The sequence below is a fragment of the Microbispora sp. ZYX-F-249 genome, from assembly GCF_039649665.1.
Classification (GTDB): Bacteria; Actinomycetota; Actinomycetes; order Streptosporangiales; family Streptosporangiaceae; genus Microbispora; species Microbispora maris.
In genome coordinates this window covers 30,090-51,211 of the sequence record NZ_JBDJAW010000001.1, presented here as the reverse complement: position 1 = coordinate 51,211, position 21,122 = coordinate 30,090, and the positions used below count along the sequence as shown (strand labels likewise).

Annotated in this window: 19 protein-coding genes; 11 read left to right on the top strand and 8 right to left on the bottom strand. The window is 72.6% G+C overall.

The genetic code is table 11. The annotated features are described in order from the left end of the window. Positions 1 to 4: 4 nt before the first annotated feature. The 6 genes from AAH991_RS00250 to AAH991_RS00225 all read left to right on the top strand — a co-directional run bounded on the left by AAH991_RS00250 (position 5) and on the right by AAH991_RS00225 (position 4,791). Complete coding sequence (locus AAH991_RS00250) at positions 5 to 445, top strand: hypothetical protein (RefSeq protein ID WP_346223887.1); 441 nt, start codon at positions 5 to 7, stop codon at positions 443 to 445. A gap of 105 nt (positions 446 to 550) precedes the next feature. Then, positions 551 to 1,546: an RDD family protein gene (locus tag AAH991_RS00245; RefSeq protein WP_346223886.1), complete on the top strand. Its 996-nt coding sequence runs from the start codon at positions 551 to 553 to the stop codon at positions 1,544 to 1,546. Next, positions 1,527 to 1,925: a hypothetical protein gene (locus tag AAH991_RS00240; protein WP_346223885.1), complete on the top strand. Its 399-nt coding sequence runs from the start codon at positions 1,527 to 1,529 to the stop codon at positions 1,923 to 1,925. Before AAH991_RS00245 ends, AAH991_RS00240 begins: the two co-directional genes overlap by 20 nt. Before the next feature lie 164 nt (positions 1,926 to 2,089). Further along, complete coding sequence (locus AAH991_RS00235) at positions 2,090 to 3,625, top strand: CLIPPER-2 domain-containing protein (protein ID WP_346223884.1); 1,536 nt, start codon at positions 2,090 to 2,092, stop codon at positions 3,623 to 3,625. A 106-nt stretch (positions 3,626 to 3,731) separates the two neighbouring features. Next, a complete protein-coding gene (locus tag AAH991_RS00230; RefSeq protein ID WP_346223883.1) occupies positions 3,732 to 4,118 on the top strand; it encodes a nuclear transport factor 2 family protein in 387 nt (128 codons plus the stop codon). A 112-nt stretch (positions 4,119 to 4,230) separates the two neighbouring features. Further along, entirely contained in the window at positions 4,231 to 4,791 is a 561-nt protein-coding gene (locus tag AAH991_RS00225) for a sigma factor (RefSeq protein WP_346223882.1), read from the top strand. An 87-nt stretch (positions 4,792 to 4,878) separates the two neighbouring features. On the opposite strand, the gene AAH991_RS00220 is transcribed toward AAH991_RS00225, so the two are convergent. The 3 genes from AAH991_RS00220 to AAH991_RS00210 all read right to left on the bottom strand — a co-directional run bounded on the left by AAH991_RS00220 (position 4,879) and on the right by AAH991_RS00210 (position 8,811). Continuing rightward, positions 4,879 to 5,988, bottom strand: coding sequence for a hypothetical protein (locus tag AAH991_RS00220; RefSeq protein ID WP_346223881.1), 1,110 nt, complete (start codon positions 5,986 to 5,988; stop codon positions 4,879 to 4,881). Between the two features lie 253 nt (positions 5,989 to 6,241). Then, positions 6,242 to 6,898, bottom strand: coding sequence for a class I SAM-dependent methyltransferase (locus tag AAH991_RS00215; RefSeq protein WP_346223880.1), 657 nt, complete (start codon positions 6,896 to 6,898; stop codon positions 6,242 to 6,244). 359 nt (positions 6,899 to 7,257) lie between these two features. Further along, complete coding sequence (locus AAH991_RS00210; RefSeq protein ID WP_346223879.1) at positions 7,258 to 8,811, bottom strand: hypothetical protein; 1,554 nt, start codon at positions 8,809 to 8,811, stop codon at positions 7,258 to 7,260. Positions 8,812 to 8,946: 135 nt separating this feature from the next. Here AAH991_RS00210 and AAH991_RS00205 point away from each other — a divergent pair, with 135 nt between their 5' ends. Beyond that, positions 8,947 to 9,669 carry a GNAT family N-acetyltransferase gene (locus AAH991_RS00205; RefSeq protein ID WP_346223878.1) on the top strand — a complete coding sequence of 241 codons (723 nt, stop codon included), beginning with the start codon at positions 8,947 to 8,949 and terminating at the stop codon, positions 9,667 to 9,669. Here the strand turns inward: AAH991_RS00205 and AAH991_RS00200 are convergent. The 5 genes from AAH991_RS00200 to AAH991_RS00180 all read right to left on the bottom strand — a co-directional run bounded on the left by AAH991_RS00200 (position 9,656) and on the right by AAH991_RS00180 (position 15,060). Next, positions 9,656 to 10,777 (bottom strand): alpha/beta hydrolase family protein, encoded by a 1,122-nt coding sequence (locus tag AAH991_RS00200; protein ID WP_346223877.1) that lies wholly within the window; start codon positions 10,775 to 10,777, stop codon positions 9,656 to 9,658. The genes AAH991_RS00205 and AAH991_RS00200 overlap by 14 nt on opposite strands. A gap of 32 nt (positions 10,778 to 10,809) precedes the next feature. Beyond that, positions 10,810 to 12,180, bottom strand: coding sequence for an aldehyde dehydrogenase family protein (locus AAH991_RS00195; protein WP_346223876.1), 1,371 nt, complete (start codon positions 12,178 to 12,180; stop codon positions 10,810 to 10,812). Then, positions 12,181 to 13,275: a phenylacetate--CoA ligase family protein gene (locus AAH991_RS00190; protein WP_346223875.1), complete on the bottom strand. Its 1,095-nt coding sequence runs from the start codon at positions 13,273 to 13,275 to the stop codon at positions 12,181 to 12,183. A 104-nt stretch (positions 13,276 to 13,379) separates the two neighbouring features. Further along, positions 13,380 to 13,670, bottom strand: coding sequence for a hypothetical protein (locus AAH991_RS00185; RefSeq protein WP_346223874.1), 291 nt, complete (start codon positions 13,668 to 13,670; stop codon positions 13,380 to 13,382). 73 nt (positions 13,671 to 13,743) lie between these two features. Beyond that, entirely contained in the window at positions 13,744 to 15,060 is a 1,317-nt protein-coding gene (locus AAH991_RS00180; RefSeq protein WP_346223873.1) for an FAD-dependent oxidoreductase, read from the bottom strand. Positions 15,061 to 15,254: 194 nt separating this feature from the next. On the opposite strand from AAH991_RS00180, the gene AAH991_RS00175 reads away from it, so the two are divergent. The 4 genes from AAH991_RS00175 (at position 15,255) to AAH991_RS00160 (ending at position 21,071) form a co-directional block, all read left to right on the top strand. After that, positions 15,255 to 16,865, top strand: coding sequence for an ABC-F family ATP-binding cassette domain-containing protein (locus AAH991_RS00175; protein ID WP_346223872.1), 1,611 nt, complete (start codon positions 15,255 to 15,257; stop codon positions 16,863 to 16,865). A 92-nt stretch (positions 16,866 to 16,957) separates the two neighbouring features. After that, positions 16,958 to 17,731 carry an FxLYD domain-containing protein gene (locus AAH991_RS00170; RefSeq protein WP_346223871.1) on the top strand — a complete coding sequence of 258 codons (774 nt, stop codon included), beginning with the start codon at positions 16,958 to 16,960 and terminating at the stop codon, positions 17,729 to 17,731. Positions 17,732 to 17,778: 47 nt separating this feature from the next. Then, on the top strand, positions 17,779 to 18,876 hold the full coding sequence (locus tag AAH991_RS00165; RefSeq protein ID WP_346223870.1) for a saccharopine dehydrogenase NADP-binding domain-containing protein: 1,098 nt from the start codon (positions 17,779 to 17,781) through the stop codon (positions 18,874 to 18,876). 164 nt (positions 18,877 to 19,040) lie between these two features. After that, a complete protein-coding gene (locus AAH991_RS00160; RefSeq protein WP_346223869.1) occupies positions 19,041 to 21,071 on the top strand; it encodes a sigma-70 family RNA polymerase sigma factor in 2,031 nt (676 codons plus the stop codon). Positions 21,072 to 21,122 lie beyond the last annotated feature (51 nt).

Sequence of the window (21,122 nt, the reverse complement as noted above, 5' to 3'; positions counted from 1 at the left end):
CGCGATGAGACGCCGGCGTCTGCACCGGGCCGTCTTCGTCGCCGCCGGGGTCTACAACATCGCCTGGGGCGCGTACGCGGCCCTGGACGCGCAGTGGCTCTTCCGGTTCGCGGGCATGCCGCTCCAGAACCATCCGCAGATCTTCACGACCCTGGGCATGGTCCTGGCGCTGTACGGCGTGCTGTACCTGGACGTGGCGCTGCGGCCCGAGCGGGGCTTCCTGATCGCGGCCGTGGGGCTCGCCGGCAAGGTCGTCGGCCCGCTCGGCTGGCTGTGGCTCGTCTCCACCGGCCAGTGGCCGATCTCGTCGGGAATCCTCGTCGCCACCAACGATCTGATCTGGTGGATCCCCTTCGTCGTCTATCTCGTGGACGCCCGGCCGATCTGGTGGCGCGACGTCCGCACCGGCCCCTACGGTGATCACCGTATCTCTGATCTTCCCTAGCGCGGCCGTCCGCCGCGGGATCACGAAGGGATCGCGGTGTCGCGGTCGAACCGATCGTCGTGGCTCGCAGTTCCGGCCTGGCCGGTCGCGGTAGCTCTGGCCGCCGTGCCGACCTGGGAACTGTGGCGGGAGAGATGGGAGCTGGACAGAGCCCTCGACGGCGGTGAGGGATCCTTCGAGATCTACGGGTGCGTAGGAATGATGGGGGCCGACGAATGGCCCCTCGCCGCGATCCGTGACGACCTGTCGAGGGTGGTGGAGACCGCCGAAAGCTGCGCGGTCCCCGCTCTGGCCGTGCTCCTCGGGCTCCTCGCGTACATGCGGGGAGAAGCTCATGGGGTCGCCGGCCGGCGGGTGGCGGGGCTCCTCGTCCTGATCGCCGTCGCCGAGCCTCTCGTTCCGCTGTACAGCGTGCCGGGCGGCTGCGCCGAGACGATCCCGATCCTGAGCATGGAGTGGGTGCGCGCCGTGCTCGGCAGCTGGGGAGCGAACCAGCTGTGCCTGCTGCTCGCGGCGGCGCTGGTGTACGCCGCGTCCCGGACGCGGCAGCGCGCTCCGGAGCCGGGCGTGGCCGCGGCCGGGGCGGCCTGGCGTCGTCCGGTGGCGGCGTTCATCGACTATCTGATCGTCGTCGTGGCTCTCCGTGTCGTCGTGGAACCGGCCTGGACCCTGGTCACGTCGGACTATCTCGGGTTCTCCTGGTTCCGCCAAGGGCTCCTGGGACGGCTCGACGACGTGTTCACGAGCACCGTGAAGCCCGAAGAGGTGCTCGCGCTGACCTCATGGCTTGTCTACTTCTGGCTGCAGCACACCGTGTGGAGCCGGACGCCAGGCAAGCGGCTGCTGCGCCTGCGCCTGGTGGACGCGCGGACGGGCGGACGGCTGGGAGCAGGCAGGGTCGCCCTCCGTACACTGGCCTTCCCCTTCCTCGCCGCCGTCCCCGGCATCGGGCTGGTGCTCCTGTTCGCCGATGGGTTGTGGATGTTCCTTGACCCCGACGGGCGGGCCCCGCACGACCGGCTGCTGGGCGCGGCGGTCGTACGCCACCGGCCTCGCGGGTTCGAGGCGGAAGGCGACCGGCATGCCGCCGATCTCGCGTAGCCACTGCGAAGTGGCCGTCCACGACGGGGCGTTCTTCGTCGTCGACGTGTCGTTCTCCGGCGGCCCGGACGACGTGCCCGGCCGCGGCCCGCTCAGTCTCTCGGCGGAGGACGACCTCGTGAGCGTCACGCTCGAATCGTGGCCAGAAGAACCGGGAGACCAGCGAGACGAATGGGCCGATGACACCACGTTCGTCCTGCGGTCCGTGACCGGCGAGATCTGCGTGGCGGAGCTGTACACGGATGTCCAGGACGGATTCCTGCTCCTGGGGGAGCCGGAGCGGTCCTGGAACGTACGCGTGTACACGCGGGCGGACGACGAAGCGCATCCACGGGAGCAGTTCCTGGTCCAGTTCTGGCCGCGAGGGGGCTCGACCTAGATTTAGATCTTCCCTGTGCGGGGTCGGGAGACAACAAGATCCGGCCAACTGTCGGCACGGCCACCCGTGTCGTCCCGCACCCGGCCTCGTCGTCGGACGAATCTTCCCTGCGGTGCCAGCGCCGTTCATACGGCCTGGTCGATCGCCACGACGAGAGGACCTTCATGATGAGGCACATCCCCGGGATGTGTTACCCCGTCGCCGCCCTGGTGGCGGCGGCTGTGCCCCTGACGCTGTCCGGCCCGGTCCCGGCCGGGGCCGCGCCCGTCCGTGCGCAGGCGGTGGCCGCGGCGCCGAACCCCGCGTCGTGCCCCGAGCAGGTGGCCCTGGTCAACGGCGGCTTCGAGAACCCCGTCGTCACCGGGACGTGGGCTTCGCTCCCCGATGCCTCGCAGAACACCCCGAACGCGGTGCCGGGCTGGCGGACGACCGCCACCGACCACAGGATCGAGGTCTGGAGCCCCCGGATGAACGTCCCGGCGGTCGAGGGCGCGCAGTTCGCGGAGCTGAACGCCAACCAGGTCTCGACCCTCTACCAGGACCGCCCGACCACCCCCGGGCAGAAGCTGTACTGGCGGCTGTCCCACCGCGGACGTCTCGGCACCGACCAGATGGCTCTGGACATCGGCGCCCCCTCGGGCCCCGTCCAGCAGGGGACGATGTCCGACGGCAACGGGAAGTGGGGCGACTACCACGGCACCTACACCGTGCCCGCAGGGCAGACGACCACCAGGTTCGCCTTCCGCTCCATCTCCGCCGCCGGGGGCAACGCGTCGGTCGGCAACTTCCTCGACGACGTCTTCTTCGGCACTCCGCCGTGCGTCGTCGTCGGCAAGTCCGCGAGCCCGCAGGGGCCGGTCGACGTCGGCGCCGAGATCACCTATCGGATGACCGCCGTCAACAAGGGCGGCGACGTGGCGCAGAACGTCAGGCTCACCGACAGGATCCCGGCCGGGACGACGTACGTGCCCGGTTCGCTCCGCGTCGTGAACGGCCCGAACAGCGGCGCCATGACCGACGGGGCGGGCGACGACCAGGCCGAGTTCGACGCCGCCACCGGTGTCGTCTCGTTCAGGCTGGGGGACGGCGCGACCGGCGCGGCGGCGGGCCGGCTGGCCAACGACACCGTGCTGGCGGACGGCACCACCGTCGAGTTCCGGGTCAAGGTCGGCCGGGCGGCCGCCGGGAAGCGGCTCGTCAACCAGGGCGCGGTCGACTACGAGAACCGGCTCGGCCCGGACCCCGAGCCGCTGGCCTCCACCAGCGGTGAGACCGTCACCGAGGTGAACCCGGCCGTCGACCTCAGCGTGGTCAAGTCCGCCGACACGACCGAGGTGACCGTCGGCGAGACCGTCACCTACCGTGTCACGGTCGCCAACGCCGGTCCCAGCGACGCCACCGGTGTCGCCGTCAAGGACGCGCTGCCGGCCACCCTCGCCCTCCTGTCGGCCACGCCCTCGACCGGCACGTACGCAGGCGGAACGTGGACCGTGGGCACACTGGCCAGTGGCGCGACGGCCACGCTGGTCGTCCACGCGAAGGCCACCGCGGTCGGAGAGACGGTCAACACCGCCACCGTCGGCGGCGAGGAACTCGACCTCGACCCGGACAACGACAGCGACGCGGTCAAGGTCTGCGTCCAGCGCGAGCCGTTCTGCCCGTTCTGCGCGCCGGGAGTCAGGCGGGGCGCCGGCACGTGACCCGCTGAGACCGGGAGCCGTCCTGCCGTGGCCCGCGCCCCATGGCGGGGCGGCGACCGCCGGGGCTACCGTCGTGCCGAGACGAGCGACGACGGAGAGGACCCCCATGGCAGGCCGCACCCTTCTGGACGAGCTGTACGAGGCCGAACGGCGACTGCAGAAAGCGCAGCTCACCGGTGACGTGGAGGAGCTCGACCGGCTGCTCGACGAGCGGCTCGTCTTCACGGGACCGCCGGACGGCCGGCTGCACGCGGAGGCCAAGCAGCTCGATCTCCACAACCACCGCTCGCGTACGCAGGTGATGACGAAGGTGGCCGAGGAGGACCTCACCGTCGTCGTCTCGGGGACGACCGGGGTCACGTGTTTCCTCGGCACCCTCGAAGGCGCCTTCGCGGGGGAGCCGTTCGCCGGCCGGCTGCGCTACACCCGCACCTGGGTGCACACCGACGAGCACGGCTGGCGCGTGCTGGCGGCGCACGCGAGCGAGGCCTGAGCCGGGGATCGGAAGCGAGAGGCCCCTCCGGACCGCCCGGAGGGGCTTTCGCGTGCCGAGGACCGGAAGACACCCCGAGCAGCGGATCGGCGTGGGTCCGCGTTCACTGTGCATGGATCCTGAATCCCTACGGCTGACGGCGCTCGCGCCGCCCCCGCCGCCTCCCCAGGCCGATCTGGCGGACCTGTACCGCGAGCACCGCGTCGGCCTGGTGCGGCTCGCGGTGCTGCTCGTCGGAGACCTGGAGACGGCGGAGGACGTGGTGCAGGACGTCTTCGCCCGGCTGCAGGGCCGGCGGCCCCCGGACCTGACTCTCGCCTATCTGCGGACCTGCGTGCTCAACGGGTCGCGGTCGGTGCTGCGCCGCCGTGCGGTCATGCTGCGCCGGACGCAACGGGTCACCGATCTCGCCGACTCGGCGGAGACGGCGGTCCTCATCGGCGAGTCCCGCAGGCAGGTGCTGCTGGCGCTGGCCGAGCTGCTGAAGGCGGTCAGAGTCGAGGACATGCCGGAGTCCTTCCGGATCAAGGTCGCCCCCGGCGCCGACCCTCTGGCGGTGGTCAGGGCGGTGAAGGACCTGCCCGGCGTGTCCAACGTCATCCACGAGGCGTGCGGGAGGGACGACCTCGAGCAGGCCTCCGCACAGTGCGTGCACCAGGGGAGGGGACGCTGAACGCGCACGGACACGTGGAAGGGGCACGGGCGGGAACGCCCGTGCCCCTCGTGGCCCTCACCGGCCGTCAGGACCTCGCCCGCCGGCTCACTCGCAGGACTCGCTCGAGTGGTGCATCATGGGCCGGCTGTAGCTGCTGACCTGCTGTGACTCGGTGACGTACCGCGTCTCGGTGATCGGACGCTGATAGGTCATCATGCGCGTGTAGCTGACCGGACGGCTCTCGGTGACGAACCGGGTGGACTTCACCGCGTGGGTCTCCGGCACCATCCTGGTGTAGCTGACCGGACGGCTCTCGGTGACGAACCGCGTCTGCGTGATGGGCCGCTGGTAGGTGACCTGGCGGGTCACGGGGCGGCTCTCGGTGACGTACCGGGTTTCCGTGATGGGCCGCTGGTAGGTGACCTGGCGGGTCACCGGACGGCTCTCGGTGACATAGCGCACCACCGGACGCTGGTAGGTCACATACCGCGTGACCGGCCGCGACTCGGTGACGAACCGCGTCTGGGTGATCGGGCGCTGGTAGGTCACCTGGCGGGTGACCGGCCGGCTTTCCGTGACCATGCGCGTGTAGGTCACGGGGCGCTGGTAGGTCACCTGGCGCGTTTCGGTGACCGGACGCATCCGGGTGACCATCCGCGTTTCGGTGACCGGGCGCTGGAAGGTGACCTGCCGGGTGAACGTGACCGGACGGCTCTCGGTCACCATGCGCGTCTGCGTGACCGGCCGCTGGTAGGTGATCGTCCGCGTGTAGCTGATCGGACGGCTGTACGAGGACTGCTCGCCGAGCGCCAGGCTGCTGCTGCGGCTGCGCAGGGACGACTGGCCCAGCGAGGACTGCTCGCCGAGCGCGAGACTGCTGCTGCGGCTGCGCAGGGACGACTGGCCCAGCGAGGCGCGTGAGTGGTAGGCGAGGTTGCTGCCGGACTGGCCGCTCGACTCCTCGCTCGATGAACCCTCCTGGGCGCTCTCCCGCCCGTACCCGCTCTCCTCCTCGTACGCGCGCCGGCTCTGCTCGGCCGCCTCCTCCGACTGTTCGCCGAGGCTGGTGCCCGGCTCCTCGGCCCGCGGCGCGCTCAGCGCGGCGGCGAGGCCGGAGGGGTGGGCGGCGGTGGAGGCCGATGCGATGGCCGGCCAGAGCGTGACTGCGGACAGGACTGCCGGACCCAGCAGTAATGAGAATCGAGTGCCGTGCATAGAGATACTCCTCTCCGATCAGCGATCGGGTCGTATCTCAATCGTTGGCACCGCGGCGGGAGCCCGTCCAGGCGAGTTGACCCGTCCCGGGACGTTCGCTGTCGCATTCCATGTGCGCCAATGGGGGTGGCTATCGGCGGCGCGGCCGATGACCGTGCTCCGTTTTGCCGCCGTGTTCCGGGGACGATGCGCTTTCAATCGTTGCCGACACGTTTACGTATTCGGTATTGCGCGTTTTTCCGGAAAGAACCGCTCAGCGGTGGGCGATGACGGCGTAGCGCTCGTCGTGGACGGGTTTGCCCCACAGCACGGGATCGGACAGCGGCTCCGCCCGCACGCTCGCGGCGTACGGCCGCAGCACCTCCACGAGGGGGTCGGCGCTCACCCCGCCGAGCCAGGGCAGGGACCCGGCGCCCGGCACGTACGGCGGGCCGTCCCCGGAGGCCCGCCAGTTGCCCTCGATGAGGATCAGCCGGCCGTGCGGGCGCAGCAGGCCCATCCAGGTGCGCAGGGCGCGTTCCGGCGCGGGCAGGGTCCACAGCAGGTGCCGGGCCAGGACGACGTCGAAGGAGGATCCGGCGGCGGCCGGCGGGTCGCTCGCGTCACCGGTGAGGATGGGGGTCGTGAAGCCCGCGGCGGCGAGCTTGCGCCGGGCCGCCTCGGCCATCCTGGGGGACAGGTCCACGCCCACGGGCCGGTGCCCCTGCTCGGCCAGCAGCAGCGTGAGGGAACCGGTGCCGCAGCCCAGGTCGAGGACGTCGGCCGGAGGGTGCGGCATCCAGGACCGCAGCCGTCCCGCCCAGGCCGCGCGGACCCGCAGGTCGTGCAGTCCGTGGTCGGCCTCGTGGTCGAAGGTGTCGGCCTCCGCGTCCCAGTAGGAGGCGATCGACTGGGGATCCAGATCGGGCACGGACGCATTTTTTCACCAGCGTCCGACAAAAGCGGATGCAAAGAGTAAGACGGACGGCATCCACCGAGATCGGAGGGCCTGTGGAGGTGAACCGTTCACTTCGCTGGCGGAAGGCCCCGCAGACGCCAGGACCCCGGCAGGAGGATCTCCTGCCGGGGTCCCGCACGTGTGGTGCCGGTGCCGGGTCGCCTCTCGGCGAAAGGCACAACGCGGCTCCAGCCGAACGGTAGTCCGCGAAGGCAAATTAGGTGAGGCCCGGGGACACCTGCACACCGGCCACGCTTCATCCAACCACGTGTCCGCCCCTGTTGTTCCCGGGCCACGCCATCTTTTTCGGGCCGATCTTCGGAGCCGGGTGCTCAACCACGGAGGAAGATGGTCTTTCCGGACGAGCCGGGGAAGACGAGGACCAGGTGCTCCTCGACCGGCCACTCGGACGCGTACTTCAGAGCCTCCTCCTGTCCGCGCACGTAGACACGGACGCGGTAGCGCCCGGGCCCCGAGACGGCGAGGTTCGGCAGGGGGTCCCCGCCCTCGCCGCGGAGCTCGATCCTGCCGTCCACACTGGAGACGGCGGTCTCGGCCACCGTGTCCCAGCCCCTCAGCCGTGCGTGCGGAGCCTGGTTCAGCGCCTTGACCGTCAGGCAGATCGGGAAGTTGTCCACGGCGGTGCGGACCTCCACGGCGGTCGTGGTCAGCCAGTCGATGACGCCGTCGAACGCGCGGTCCAGCCGACGTGGCCCACCCTCGCCGGTCCCGTACGTATCGCCTTCGACGAGGTAGCCGCCGCCCTCGCCCACGGACAGGGCGGTGGTCGCCCGCCGCACCGCCCTCAGGCGGCGTGCGGGGTCCGCGCAGTGGGCGGTCATCCTCGCCCGGTAGTCGTCCTCCTTCTTCCGCCCCTCGGCCTCGGACAGCACCAGATCGGGCCACTTGCGGGCGACCGCGTCCGGGCACAGGAACACCAGCGCGTTCATGAGCGACCAGCTCCAGTCGTAGGCTCCGGCCTGGTCGAGCAGGGTGCGGACGCGTGGCTCGGTGGAGGGCCGTCCGGCGACCCCGCACAGCGCCCGGCCGAAGGCGAGCAGCTCCCGGTCGGGCAGCGTCACGAGCCGAGGCGCGTATCCCGCGACGTCCCGCGCCGTGCAGAGGAAGGCGCGCTCACGGTCGCGGGGCGGGGTGTCGCCGTAGGACTGGTGGAGCATCGTCCACGTGTCGCAGTCGTCCTCCTCCGAGAGCCCGCCATCGTCATCGGCGTACTGATCGGCCGCGATGCCGGCGAGCAGCCGCTCCGTCTCGTCCGGGGCGCCCGTGCCGGGGGCACCGGCGTACACGCTCATGGCCACGTCGAGGCCGGTGTAGCGGTCGTCGGCGCCCCGGTCGGCCACGGGCGCCGCCAGCAGGAGGCAGCACACCCCGAAGACCCCGGCCGTACGGTGCAGCCGGACGTGCGGGCGGGACCCGGCGGGCCGGACCGCCGGCAGGATCAGGGCGGCGGCGAGCACGTCGCAGGCGCTCACGCCCAGGTTCCACCCGGCTATCGGCTCCCACAGCCGCCAGCAGCCGGAGCCGGCCGTTACCACGTCGTACGCGACGGAGGCCGGGTTCACAAGCGCCAGGAGCAGCACGTAGCAGGCGACGACGCGGCCCGTCACCCTGCTCGCGGGCCCGCCGCGCGTCACCAGCCAGAGCGCGAAGGCGGCAGGGATGGCGAGAAGACGCGCCCAGAGCAGGGACGCCAAGAGCGGGCCGGGAAGCACCGTCGTCTGGAATTCGAAGGCGGGACAGGACGGGACGCCGTACGACGTGAATCCGAAGGACACCCAGCCCTCGGAAAACGCCGACAACGCCAGGGGCAGCAGCGTCATGACGATCGCGAGCATCCAGAGCCGGAAACCCCGTGTCCGCCACATGACGCCGCTCCCCGTCCGCCCGACAAACCAGAGGCACCTTATCCACAGGAAGATCGAAATGTGGATGATTGAGTGTGATTCGATTCGGGGAAAAGCCCTTGCCACGTCCCCGGTGCTGCGAAAGCCTCCCCTTCTGTGGAACGAGTGATTCTGGCCGGGGCGGACGGCCTCCCGGCCATCAGTTATGTCGAGGACAGGCGGAACGGGCTGCCGTGCGCCGACCTGGTCGAGGTCGTGGGCGCGGGCGCGATCGACGCGATCATGACGAAGCTGCCGGGCTGGGCGGTGGCGGGGCCGGTCGACCTGGGCGAGGCGCTCGTCGCGCGCGGCGCCCGCGTGCTGCGGCACGCGCACGAGATGACCTGTGAGCTGGCCACGGCGCTGCCCGCCGAGGCGGCGGCGCCCGGCGGTTTCCGGTTCGTGCCCGTCGACCGGTCGCCCGAGGAGGTGTTCGCGGCGTGGCGGGCGGCCTACCCGCCGGGCCACCCGGACCACCGGGGCGTGGACGACGACGCCGCGCTGCGCGACATCCTCACCCCGCTGCTGGGCGGGAAGATCACCGGCGAGGTCCTGCCCTGGGGCCTGCTCGCCGTGGACGAGGACGACGCGGTGGCCGGCGGCGTGGTGGTCACCCTCTTCCACGGCCGGCCCTGGGTGGTCGAGGTCTTCCGCCACCCCGCGCACACGCCCCCGGGGCTCGGCGCCCGCATGCTCGCCGCCGTGCGGACGAGGGCGGCGGCCGGCGGCTGCGAGCGGCTGGGCCTGGTCGTGAGCGAGGGCAACCCGGCCAGACGCGTGTACGAACGGCTCGGCTTCACCCTGGTCGCGAGTTCGATGACCGTGGTCATCCCGCGTTGACCGTCACGAACTCCTTCAACTCCCGCTCGTACCGCGCGGGGTCGGCGTTCCACGAGCCGGTGTGCCCGCCGCCGCTCGTCCGTACGAGCCTGACGATGTCGGGGCGGGCCGCGGCGAACCGCAGCGCCGGGCCGACCGGCACGGTCGCGTCGCCGTCGTCCACGAAGACCAGCGTGGGGATCTTGAACTCGCGGGCGTGCCGCAGGTGGTCGACGTCGTCGAAGGACATGCCGGTGCGCCGCTCGACGACCCATTCGCCCACCGTCACGAAGAAGCCGGGCACGCCCATCTGCTCGGCCCCGAGGGCGATCGGCGCCCGCCAGTCGATGACCGGGCTGTCGAGGATCATGGCCTTGATCGGCTCGCCGGGCAGGTTGCGTACGGCCATCGGCACGATGCCCCCGCCCATCGACCAGCCGTACAGGACGACGCCGGTCGCGCCCTGCTTCCTGGCGTACGCGATGGCCGCGGCCACGTCCCGCCATTCGGTGGCGCCGAGGTGGAACTTGCCGTCGGGGCTCGCCGGGGCGCCCTCGTCGTTGCGGTAGGTGATGCCCAGCACCGGCATCCCCAGGCTGTGGAAGACCGGCAGCACGCGCAGGGCCTCGGCCGGGCCGCCGTTGCGCCCGTGCACCGCGATCACCCAGGTCGCCGAGGTGCCCTCGGTCCGCCAGCCGGGGAAATCGCCGAGCGGCGAGGGGATCGTCACGTCCCGGTACGGCACGCCGGCGGCGGCCGGGGTCGCGTGGCCCCACATCCAGCGGTCGAGGTAGGCGCGCACCCCCGGACGCAGCTCGCCGCGGACGACCTCGGTGACCTTTCTGGTCACCGTGCCCGGCCCGGACACGGTCGCCGGTCCCAGTACGGCGTTGCCGCCGGCCCAGGTCAGGCCGTACGTGCCGGGGGCGTCCGTGTCGGTCCCGCCCTTGATCGTGACCTGGTCGCCGCTGACGGCCGTCACTTCCAGGGGATAGCCGGAGGTGTGGTCGGGGTCGATCACGAGCCCGGAGTAGTACCAGCCCGCCCCGCCGACGGCGGCCACCGCGAGCACCACCACGACGGCGAGCGTCTGCAGCAGCCGGCGCCGCCAACGCCTTGTCCCGGGCATGGCCCAGAATCTACTGGGCCTTCTTCAATTGGTTAAGTGCGTATGACGCCTTTCGTCCGCATGAGGAACTCGCCGAGGTAGGCGTCGTGGGGAACCCACGCCGGCATCCGGTAGGTGGGGGTGTCGCCCAGGTAGACGTTCCTGATCGACGGGTCCTCCACGAGCCGGTCGATCAGCCCGTCGTCCTCCGTGATCGCGGTCAGCACGAGCGTGTTCCGCAGCGGCTCGATGCCGTCCGCGCGGCTCCAGGGCGCGAACCACACACAGGGGAACGACAACTCGATGCCCGTCTGCGGCGCGTCCGGCCGGTCCACCCGGAAGACGGCCGGGCGCAGCACCCCGCTGCCGTCGCCGAGCTCGTCCACCACGCCGTCGCCGCCGAGCACCGGCGTCGCGCCGTCCACGTGGTCGAGCAGGTACTTCTCGATCGCGCGCGCGTCCTCGGCCGGCTGGACGGGCAGCACCGCGCCGTCGTCCTCCGGCGGCAGGCTCGGGATCGCGGCGAGCCGTTCCGCGACGGCCTCGGCCACCGGCGCGGGATCGCCCTCCACGAAGACGGCGGTCGTGTTCACGCAGGCCGTCCCTCCGAAGGCGCTGACCGAGTCCACGATCGTGCCGAGGTGGGACTCCCAGTCGTCCCCGGTGAGCAGGATCTTGGACCGTCCCGGGCCCTGCGGCAGCACCCTGACGTCGTTGCCGTACTTGTTCACGACCTCCTCGCCGCCGTACACCATGGCGAGGTCCGCGTCGCGGATGATGTCGTCGGCCACCGCGTAGTCGGTCGGCAGGAGCACCACCTGGTCCTCGCCGAACCCCGACTCCCGCAGCGCCGTGATCAGGCGGTGCGGGGTGAACGGCTCGCGCCGCGAGGGCCGCACCGCGACCCGGTAGCCGAGCGCCAGGGCCTCCAGCCACAACGTGTGCACGCCCGGATGGTTGCCCGCGGCGTGCACGGCGAAGACGTCGCCGCGCCGGGTCCAGACCGCGTGGCCGTCGCAGGTGAGCGGGTCGCGCCAGTCGTCCACCGCGCCCTGGGGCCGGGCGTGCCGGGTGGTGCGGTACGCCTCGCCGGCCCGCCGTCCGATGCCCGCGGTCGCCGAACGGACCACGGTGATCGGCATGCCCGAGACGCGGCTCACGATGTGCTGGTACTCCTCCGCCGCAATGCCGTTCACCGTGCCGGTCGCGAACAGCCGTCCCGCGCGGGCGAGGGCCGCCGCGCGATCGTGGGGCGGCGAAGTCCGCGCTTCGCGCAGGGCCGCCATCGTCCGCTGGACGAACAGGCGCGGCACCAGGCTCAGCTCGGCGACCGGCGCACCGGTCAGCTCCGTGATCGTCTGCCGGCTGCGGCTGTGGTACGGCCCGCCCGCGCCCAGGGCGTCGAGCAGGATCAGCTCCTCCATCTAGTACACCCCCTCGATGACCGGTTCGTTGTCGAAGGTGGGGAGCGGGCCGACCTCGGCGACGGAGTCGCCCATCTGTCCCGGCGGCGGCGCCACGCGGGTGGCCAGGTCGCGTTCGAGGTTGTTGGGCAGCAGGAAGCTCTTGCTGACGTGGTGCATCACCACCTGACCGCGGTCGCCGTACCGGACGACCTCGCCGGTCTCCTGGTCCACCACCGAGAACGTGATGTAGGGCGAGAACGTGTCGAAGATGACGATGTCCTCGTCGGGCGACGTGACGCGCTCGCCCAGGCCGCCCAAGATCATCGTGCTGCCGTACGTGCCGTACAGCTTGACGCCGGGAAACACCTCGGTGCGGAGCAGATAGCGGGTGTCGGGGTCCATGTGGGCCCCGCCCCAGCTGATCGCGGCGATCTTGGCGTTGATCAGGTCGACGAGCGCGTTCCTGCGGGCCAGCCGGGTCAGCAGTGGCGGCGTGGTCACCAGCACCCGCACGTCCTGCGTCTCCAGGATGTAGGCGCTCTGGTCGATCAGGTGCTCGGCGTAGCGCTCGGCCTCCTCGGCGCGGCCCTCGGCGATGCATCTCTTGACCCACCGGGGGTCCATGTCGACGGTGAACCGGATGCCGCCCCGCCGCGCGGCCTGCCAGCGGACCAGCTCGCCGAAGACGTGCGGCCCGGTCGGCCCGAGCGACAGCCAGTGGCCGCTCTCGGGGTAGCCCCTGGCCTGCAGGTCCTGCTCGGTCCGGTGCATCAGCCGTTCCAGCCAGTCCCGCAGCACCACGACGCGTTTGGGCGGCCCCGTCGTCCCGCCGCTCTCGTACACGCCGACGACCTCGGCGTCCGGGCCGTAGCCCCGGGGGATCAGGTCCTCCACCCGGACGTCGCGCAGCTCGTTGGCCACGTTGGGAAACCGGCGCAGGTCGTCGAAGGTGCGCACCTCCTCGCGCGGGTCGAAGCCGAGCGTCTTCGCCCGCTCCAGCCAGTACGGCGAGCCGGTCTCGGGGCTGAAATGCCACCGCATGGCGGCCTCGATGAACTCCGGGCCCTCCGGGACCTGGTCGAGCGGGCAATCGAGAATCTGTTCTGTTGCCATATCCCGCCCCTTTGGCTTGGAAATGCCCTGAAAAGCCAGGCTATTTCCGCGTGATTCGCCACCGGGTCAAGAGAATCCGGTACTGGGCAAAGACTGCGCGGGTGTCAGGGACGCGGGGAGGTCCGCTGCCAGGAGCGGCCCTGGCCTTTGCCGGTCCCCGCCCGGCACTTCGGGCACACCCGCTGAACCTCGTCGGCCGCCCCGCCCGACTCGGGGAAGGAGTCCGGCCAGGGGATGTGGTGGAACCGGTACAGCCGCGACCGGCTGAGCGCGAGGCCGCACACGGTCTGGTTGGTCCCCGGCCACCACGCGTGCGCCTCACCGGCCGGCTTGCGCACGCCGTCCTCGTCCCGCCACTCGCCGGAGGCCGCCACGGAAGGCTCCCCACGCGGCATCGCGCGCCTCCTCACCCCTCGCCTCCGCCCCATCGTGCCCCCACCGGCGGCGGCCAATCACGGTCGTCACGAGCTATCCCCGGGTGAGGACACGCAGGGCGACGCGGGGACGCAGCAGGGCCGGGGTCGGGTCGAGGTAGCCCGCCACGCGCCAGAAGGCGTCGGCCACGGCCACGTCGGTCGCGCCCACGCGGTGCAGTCTCGACACGTAGCGGTTGATCAGGCGGGTGAGGAGCGGGCGGGACCCGGTGATCTCGGGCAGGGCCAGGTCGCCGGCGGCGGACAGCTGCCAGGCCGGATCGATGACCTTCGCGGCCGCGCGGTAGAAGCGGTGGGCCAGGTCGCCGCGCCCGGCGGCGAGGCAGGCCCGCAGGGCTTCGGCCTGCAGAGACGCCACCGTCATGCCCTGACCGTAGATGGGGTTGAAGCTGCACAGGCCGTCCCCGAAGACGAGCAGACCCTCCGGGTGCGCGGGCAGCTTCTCGTACCGCCGGCGGACGCTGGCGGGGAAGGCGTGGGTGACCGGGTCGGAGAGGCGGTCCGACCTCACGATGACGTCGTGGACGTCGCGCGGGGCGATGGTCCCGGCGAAGTCGACCAGTGCGCCGGGGTCGGTGGGCGGATGGTCGCCCGCCATGCCGGCGACGGTGAGCAGCCAGCGGTCTCCCTCGCACGCCATGAAGGCCATCGCGCGCGTACGGCCGGGGACCGGGCCGACGAGGATGCCCTGCTCGGGCGCGAGGGCGCCGGGGGGCGTGCGGAAGAAACAGCTCACGTATTTGATGCCCACCTTGATGCGTTCCTCCGCCGGGGCGGGATAGCCCAGCCGCGCCACCCACTCGACGGACCGGCCCGACCGGCCGAGGGCGTCGACCACCAGGTCGGCCTCGACGGTCTCCTCCCGGCCGCCGGCGCCGGAGCGGCGGACGAAGCGGGCGCCGGTGACCCGGCCCGCGGAGGTGACCAGGCCGGAGACGTCACAGCCCTGGACGAACTCCACACCGGGCAGGGCGGCGACCCGGCGGCGTACCGCGTGTTCCAGGGTGGCGCGGGTGGGCTGGAGCATGATCGGGCCGGGACGGCCGCGGGTCAGGCGGTGGCCGGAGACGACGAACCTGATCTGCCGGGCGAGCTGCGTGTGCGGCACCCCGGCCAGGCCGAGCTCGCCGGCGAGACCCGGGAAGAACGAGCCGAGGACCTGGGAACCGCGCGGGAGCAGCACGTGGACGTGCCGGCCCTGCGGCACGCCGCGCCGGTTCAGCGGCTCCGCGGGGAGCTCGTCCCGTTCCAGCAGCGTCACCCGGGCGTACGTCTCGGTGAGCGCCCGCGCGGCGAGCAGGCCGCCCATGCTCGCCCCGAGCACCACGGCGTGACCGGCCTCACGTCCCATCGCGCACCCCTGCCGCCGGAGAACATGCCAGCGTCATTGTGCGGGCGGCGGATCGGGGCGTGAATCCGCGAAAGTGCGGTCTTGTCCGTCCTCCACGTACGGGCGATCCGGTGACGGCGCGCCACCCGTAAATGGAGTGCCCGGCCCGGAAGACGGCATGTAGCCTCTCCGCGAAGCCGGGGAGGGGACAGCTGGTGGGGCACGTCGAGGTCGGGCATCTGACGCATGTGCTGCCGGACGGCAGGATGCTGCTGAACGACGTGTCGTTCCGTGTGGGCGAGGGCGTCAAGGCGGCCCTGGTCGGCCCGAACGGCGCGGGCAAGACGACGCTGCTGCGGATGATCGCGGGCGATCTCCAGCCGGTCGAGGGCACCGTGGCCCATTCGGGCGGCCTCGGGGTGATGCGGCAGTTCGTCGGCAACATCCGGGACGGCCGCACCGTCCAGGACCTGCTGCTCAGCGTCGCGCCCGAGCGCGTCAGGACGGCGGCGGAACGGCTCCACGCCGCCGAGCTCGTGATGATGGAGCGCGACGACGAGAAGACCCAGATGCGGTACGCCCAGGCGATCACCGACTACGGGGACGCCGGGGGCTACGACATCGAGGTGCTCTGGGACGCCTGCGCGATGGCCGCCCTCGGCGCGCCGTACGACCGGGTGAAGTATCGCGAGGTCGCCACGCTGTCCGGCGGCGAGCAGAAGAGGCTGGTGCTGGAGGCGCTGCTGCGCGGCCCCGACCAGGTGCTGCTGCTCGACGAGCCCGACAACTACCTCGACGTGCCGGGCAAGGTGTGGCTGGAGACGGCGCTGCGCGAGACGCCCAAGACCGTGCTGCTGGTCTCCCACGACCGGCAGCTGCTCGCCAACGCCGCCGACCGGATCGTCACGGTCGAGTCCGGCAACGTCTGGATCCACGGCGGCGGCTTCGCGACGTACGCCGAGGCGCGGCGGGAGCGCAACGAGCGGCTCGACGAGCTGCGCAGGCGCTGGGACGAGGAGCACGCCAAGCTCAGGCGCCTGGTGGTCATGCTCAAGCAGAAGGCCACCTACAACGACGGCATGGCCCCCGCCTACCACGCCGCCCAGACCCGGCTGCGCCGGTTCGAGGAGGCCGGGCCGCCGGAGGTCGCGCCGAAGGACCAGGTCATCAGCATGCGGCTGCGCGGCGGCCGTACGGGCAAGCGGGCGGTGATGTGCGAGGCCCTGGAGCTGACCGGCCTTATGAAGCCCTTCGACCTGGAGGTCTGGTACGGCGAGCGGGTGGCCGTCCTCGGCTCGAACGGGTCGGGCAAGTCGCACTTCCTGCGACTGGTGGCGGGGGAGGACGTGCGTCATTCGGGCACGATGCGGCTCGGCGCGCGGGTGGTCCCTGGGCACTTCGCCCAGACCCACGCCCGGCCGGAACTGATCGGCCGTACGCCCTGCGAGATCGTCATGACCGAGCACGCCCGGCTGAAGAACGAGGCGATGAAGGCCCTGGCCCGCTACGAGCTCGCCGGCCGGGTCGCCGAGCAGCGGTTCGAGACGCTGTCGGGCGGCCAGCAGGCCCGGCTGCAGATCCTGCTGCTCGAACTGTCCGGCGCCACGCTGCTGCTGCTCGACGAGCCGACCGACAACCTCGACCTGGCCAGCGCCGAGGCCCTGCAGCAGGGCCTGGACGCCTTCGCGGGCACCGTGCTCGCGGTGACCCACGACCGCTGGTTCGCGGCCGACTTCGACCGCTACCTCGTCTTCGGGTCGGACGGCAGGGTCTACGAGTCGCCGGAGCCCGTCTGGGACGAGACCCGGGTGGTCCGCCCCCGATAGTCGGGCGGTAAAGATACCGGCGGGAGCGCGCGTGTCCCGGAGGCGGCGTCCCATTCAGGGGTTATGACGGCTAAGTGACGCGACGTTGCCACATGACCGCCGCACTCGCCTTCGCCGCGCTGGCGATGGCGTCGTGCGCGAGGAATGACAATCAGGAGGGCCCGCGACCGCTGGCCCTGAAGGAACAGGTGTCCTCGATCGTGCGCTCGGGAGCCGGGTACGCGGTGAGCTGGGCGGGGGTGCTGAGCAACCCCAACCGCTGGCACTTCGGGGAGAACGCCGTCGCCGTGGTCACGGCGGTCGACGCCGGCGGCAAGGAGGTCGTGCACCTGGAACAGCCGCTGGACGCGGTGCCGCCCGGCCGCCCGCTGGCCTTCAGCGGCCAGGTCACGGCCGCCGCCCAGCCGGTCCGGGTGAAGATCGACTACCGTCCCGCCTCGTGGCGGCCGATCCCGCGCACCCCGTCGGCGTTCCTCAAGTTCCCGATCTCGGACGTCCGCACGGACAAGCTGAAGAACGGGTCCTACCTCGTCACCGGCTACGTGCTGGACCCGTTCCGCAAGCCCGCCGCCGGCCTCGCCGTCACGGCCCTGTTGCGCGACGCCGCGGGCACGCTCGTCGGCGGGGCCACGTCGTACGTGGACGACGTGCGTCCGGGTGCCAGGCGCCGGTTCGTCATCACCGTCGAGGGCGTGCGCGGCTCCGTCGGGGCGACCGACGTGCAGGCCACGACCTGGGGCTCGACCGCCAAGGCGTACGAGGAGCTGGCCGGGGCCGGGGCCGTCCCGCTGCACACGGTCGCGCCGACGACGGAGCCGTTCGCCAAGGACCGCGGGTATCCGCCACCCAACGACCGGCGCCAGTGAGCGGCCCACTGCCGATCTTGACGGGGCGGGCGGGTTACCGTAGCGGGATGGCCACCCCCAGGATCGTGCTGTTCGGAGCCACCGGTTTCACCGGCAGGCTCACCGCCGAGGCGCTCGTCGCGCGCGGGGCCCGGCCGTTGCTGGCGGGCCGGGACCAGACGCGGCTGGCCGCCCTCGCCGACTCGCTGGGCGGCGACGTGTCCATCGCGGTCGCCGACGTCGGCCGCCCCGAGTCCCTACGCCGGATCGTCGCGCGCGGCGACGTGCTGATCTCGACGGTCGGCCCGTTCGTCCGGTGGGGAGAGGCCGCGGTCGCCGCCGCGACGGAGGCGGGCGCGGTCTACCTCGACACCACCGGAGAGCCCACGTTCATCAAGCGGATCTTCCAGCGGTACGGCCCCGCCGCGGCGGCCAGGGGTGCCGCCCTGATCACCGCCTTCGGGTACGACTACGTGCCCGGCAACCTCGCCGCGGCCCTGGCCCTGGGCAAGGCCGGGCCGGGGGCCGTCCGCGTGGACGTCGGCTATTTCGTGGAGGGCGGCATGGCGCGCCGCGCCAGCGCGGGGACCCGCGCCTCGGCGCTGGGAATGATCCTCGAACCGATGTACGGCTTCCGCGAGGGCCGCATCGTCCCCGAGCACGGCCGCACCCGCAGGTTCGTCGTGGACGGCCGGGTCCGGCACGGGCTGTCCATCGGCGCGTCCGAGCACTTCACGCTGCCGCCCGCGCACGCCGGTCTGCGTGAGGTGAACGTCTATCTCGGCTGGCTGGGCGGGCTCACCAGGGTCGCGGGCGTGCTGGCCAGGGCGACCCCCGTCATCGGCGCGGTGCCCGGGGTCCGGCGGGCGACCGAGGCGCTCGCCGACCGGGTGCTGCGTACGGGCGGGGGAGGCGCGCCCGCCGCGGCGGGCGTGTCGTCGCGCATCGTGGCCGAGGCGTACGACGCGGAAGGCCGCCGCCTGGCCGCCGTCCACGTCGCCGGCGGCGACCCGTACGAGTTCACGGCCGGCGTGCTGGCCTGGGGGGCGGCGACGGCGCTCGCGGAGGGCGTGCACGGCACCGGCGCACTGGGGCCCGTGGACGCCTTCGGGCTGGAGAATCTCGCCCGGGGGTGCGCGGAGGCGGGAATGACCGTACGGGAGTGACGGCATCCGTACGACTGCCCGGATTTATCGTGATTGATTGCGCAATAAGGCGGCGAATCGCGGCAGTTCGTTTGGATGGTGGAGCGTAAAAGTCCGCCGTGTAGTTACGCGACTTCGCCTGAATGGGTGGAGCGGGGAGTTACCGAGCATTTACGCTCCGTTATATGAATGATGGCGTCCTGGTCGAGGCGTTGCGAGCCCGGGATCCTGGAGCGCTGGCCGCCCTTTATGACACATACGCGGAGAACCTTTACCGGTACTGCCGCACGTTGCTGGCCGGGCCCGACGCCGCCCAGGTCGCGCTGCGCGACACGCTGATCGCCGCCGAGGCCCTCGTCGGCTCGCTGGCCGATCCGCACCGGTTCCGTCCCTGGTTGTACGCCCTGGCCCGGGGCGAGTGCATGCGCCGCCGCACGCCCGGACCGGAGGACGAGCCCGGCACCGGGCCGATTCCCGTCGCCACCGTGCCCTTCCCCGGCATCGCGGCCGACGGCGCGACGGCCGAGGGGACCGACCTGCGCATCGTCGCCGGCAGCGCGGTGGGGGCGCTGTCCCCCGAGGACCGGGAGGTGCTCGAACTCGCGGCCAGGCACGGGATGACCGGCCAGGACCTGGCCGCCGTGCTCGGCACGGGCGAGGGGTACGCCGAAGGGCTCCTCGACGCGGCCACCGAACGCCTGCGCGAGACGGTGACCGCCGAGATCCTGGCCAGGCGCGCCGCCCGCGACTGCGAGCGGGCGTCCGCGATCCTCGCGGGGTTCACGGGAGAGCTCACCCCGCAGGCGCGGGCCCAGCTGATCCGGCACCTCGCGCGGTGCGAGACCTGCGGACGTCAGCGTGTCCGGCAGGTCTCCGCGGCCAAGGTGTTCGGCCTGCTCCCCCAGGTCGCCCTGCCGGAGACGCTGCGGGTGCGGGTGCTCAGCAGCTTCATCGACCCCGAACTCGTCCCCTACCGGCGGTACGTCGCCAAGCGCGTGGGCAAGCTGAACGCCGCGGGCTTCCCGAGGGCCGGCCGCCGCGAGGGCAGGCTGGCACAGGCCGTGGCCGGCGCCGTGGCCGCCCTGGCGGCGGTGGCGACGATCGCGCTCGTGTTCGCCCAGTTCGCCGGGGACCTGCGCGAGCAGGCGGCCGACACGATCGCCCCGCATCGGCTCCCCACGGCCGGGGCCCCGGTCAGTCCGTCCGCCGCCACCGGCGACGGCACCGTGTCACCGGAGGGGTCCGAGGGCGCGTCCGGCGGGGCCGACGACGGGGCCACGGCGGGCTCGCCCGCGCCCCCGGCCTCCCGGGACCCGGCCGAGCCCATCGCGCCCGTGCGGCCGGTCGCCCTGCCGCGCCCGGCGCCCCTGCCCCCACCCGCGCCACCCTCCGCCGGACGGCCGCACCGTCCCGCGCCGCCGGTGAGACCGCCAGTGAGACCATCCGTGCGTCCCACCGGCGCGCCGTCCGCCACCGTGCCGAGTCCGGGGGCCTCGCCGTCCGGCCCGACACCCGTGCCCACCATCACGCCCGTCAGCCCCGGCACGGAGCCCAGCCCCGGTGGGTCCGGCTCCGGCTCCGGTGGGCCGGGTTCCGGAGAGCCCGGTTCGGGCCGGCCGCCGAGGGGCGGGCCGCCTCCGGCGCACTGGCCGGGACACCGTCCGCCCTGGCGCGACCACCAGCACCATCCCCGTCCCCACTGGGAGTGCCCGCCGACTCCCGCGCCGCCCCACGGGCCCTCCGGCGGCCACGGCGGGCCCCCGGCCGTTCCGCCCGTACGCGGAGGACAGGTCGGAGGACACGGCGGAGGACACGGCGGAGCACCCGGCAGCGGGCGCGAGGCCCGGGGCGCCGGGGACGGCGGCCGGCCCCTCCCCGGGCCGCGGCCCGCCCGGTACGGCGGCGCCGCTCCCGAGCGCCCGAGCCGCAATGAGTCCGGCCGCGGTGAGTCCGGCCGCGGTGAGTCCGGCCGTGGTGAGTCCGGCGGGGACGGCTCGCGCCGTGACGGCCCGGGCCGCGGCAACGGCCATCCGCCGGACGTGCGCGCCCGGGAAGACGCTCCGAAGGACGCCGAGCATCGTGGCGCGGCCGGCGATACCGCGGCCGGAAGCCCCGGCGGGCCCGGACGTCCCGGAGGATCCGGAGGCGGGCACGGTCCCGGAGGCGGGCACGGTTTCGGCAACGGCCCGGCCCCGGCCGGTCCGAAGGCCACATAGAGGGGCTTTTCGGACAACGGCCCACCTCTTTCCCTGCCTTATCGGGACGAC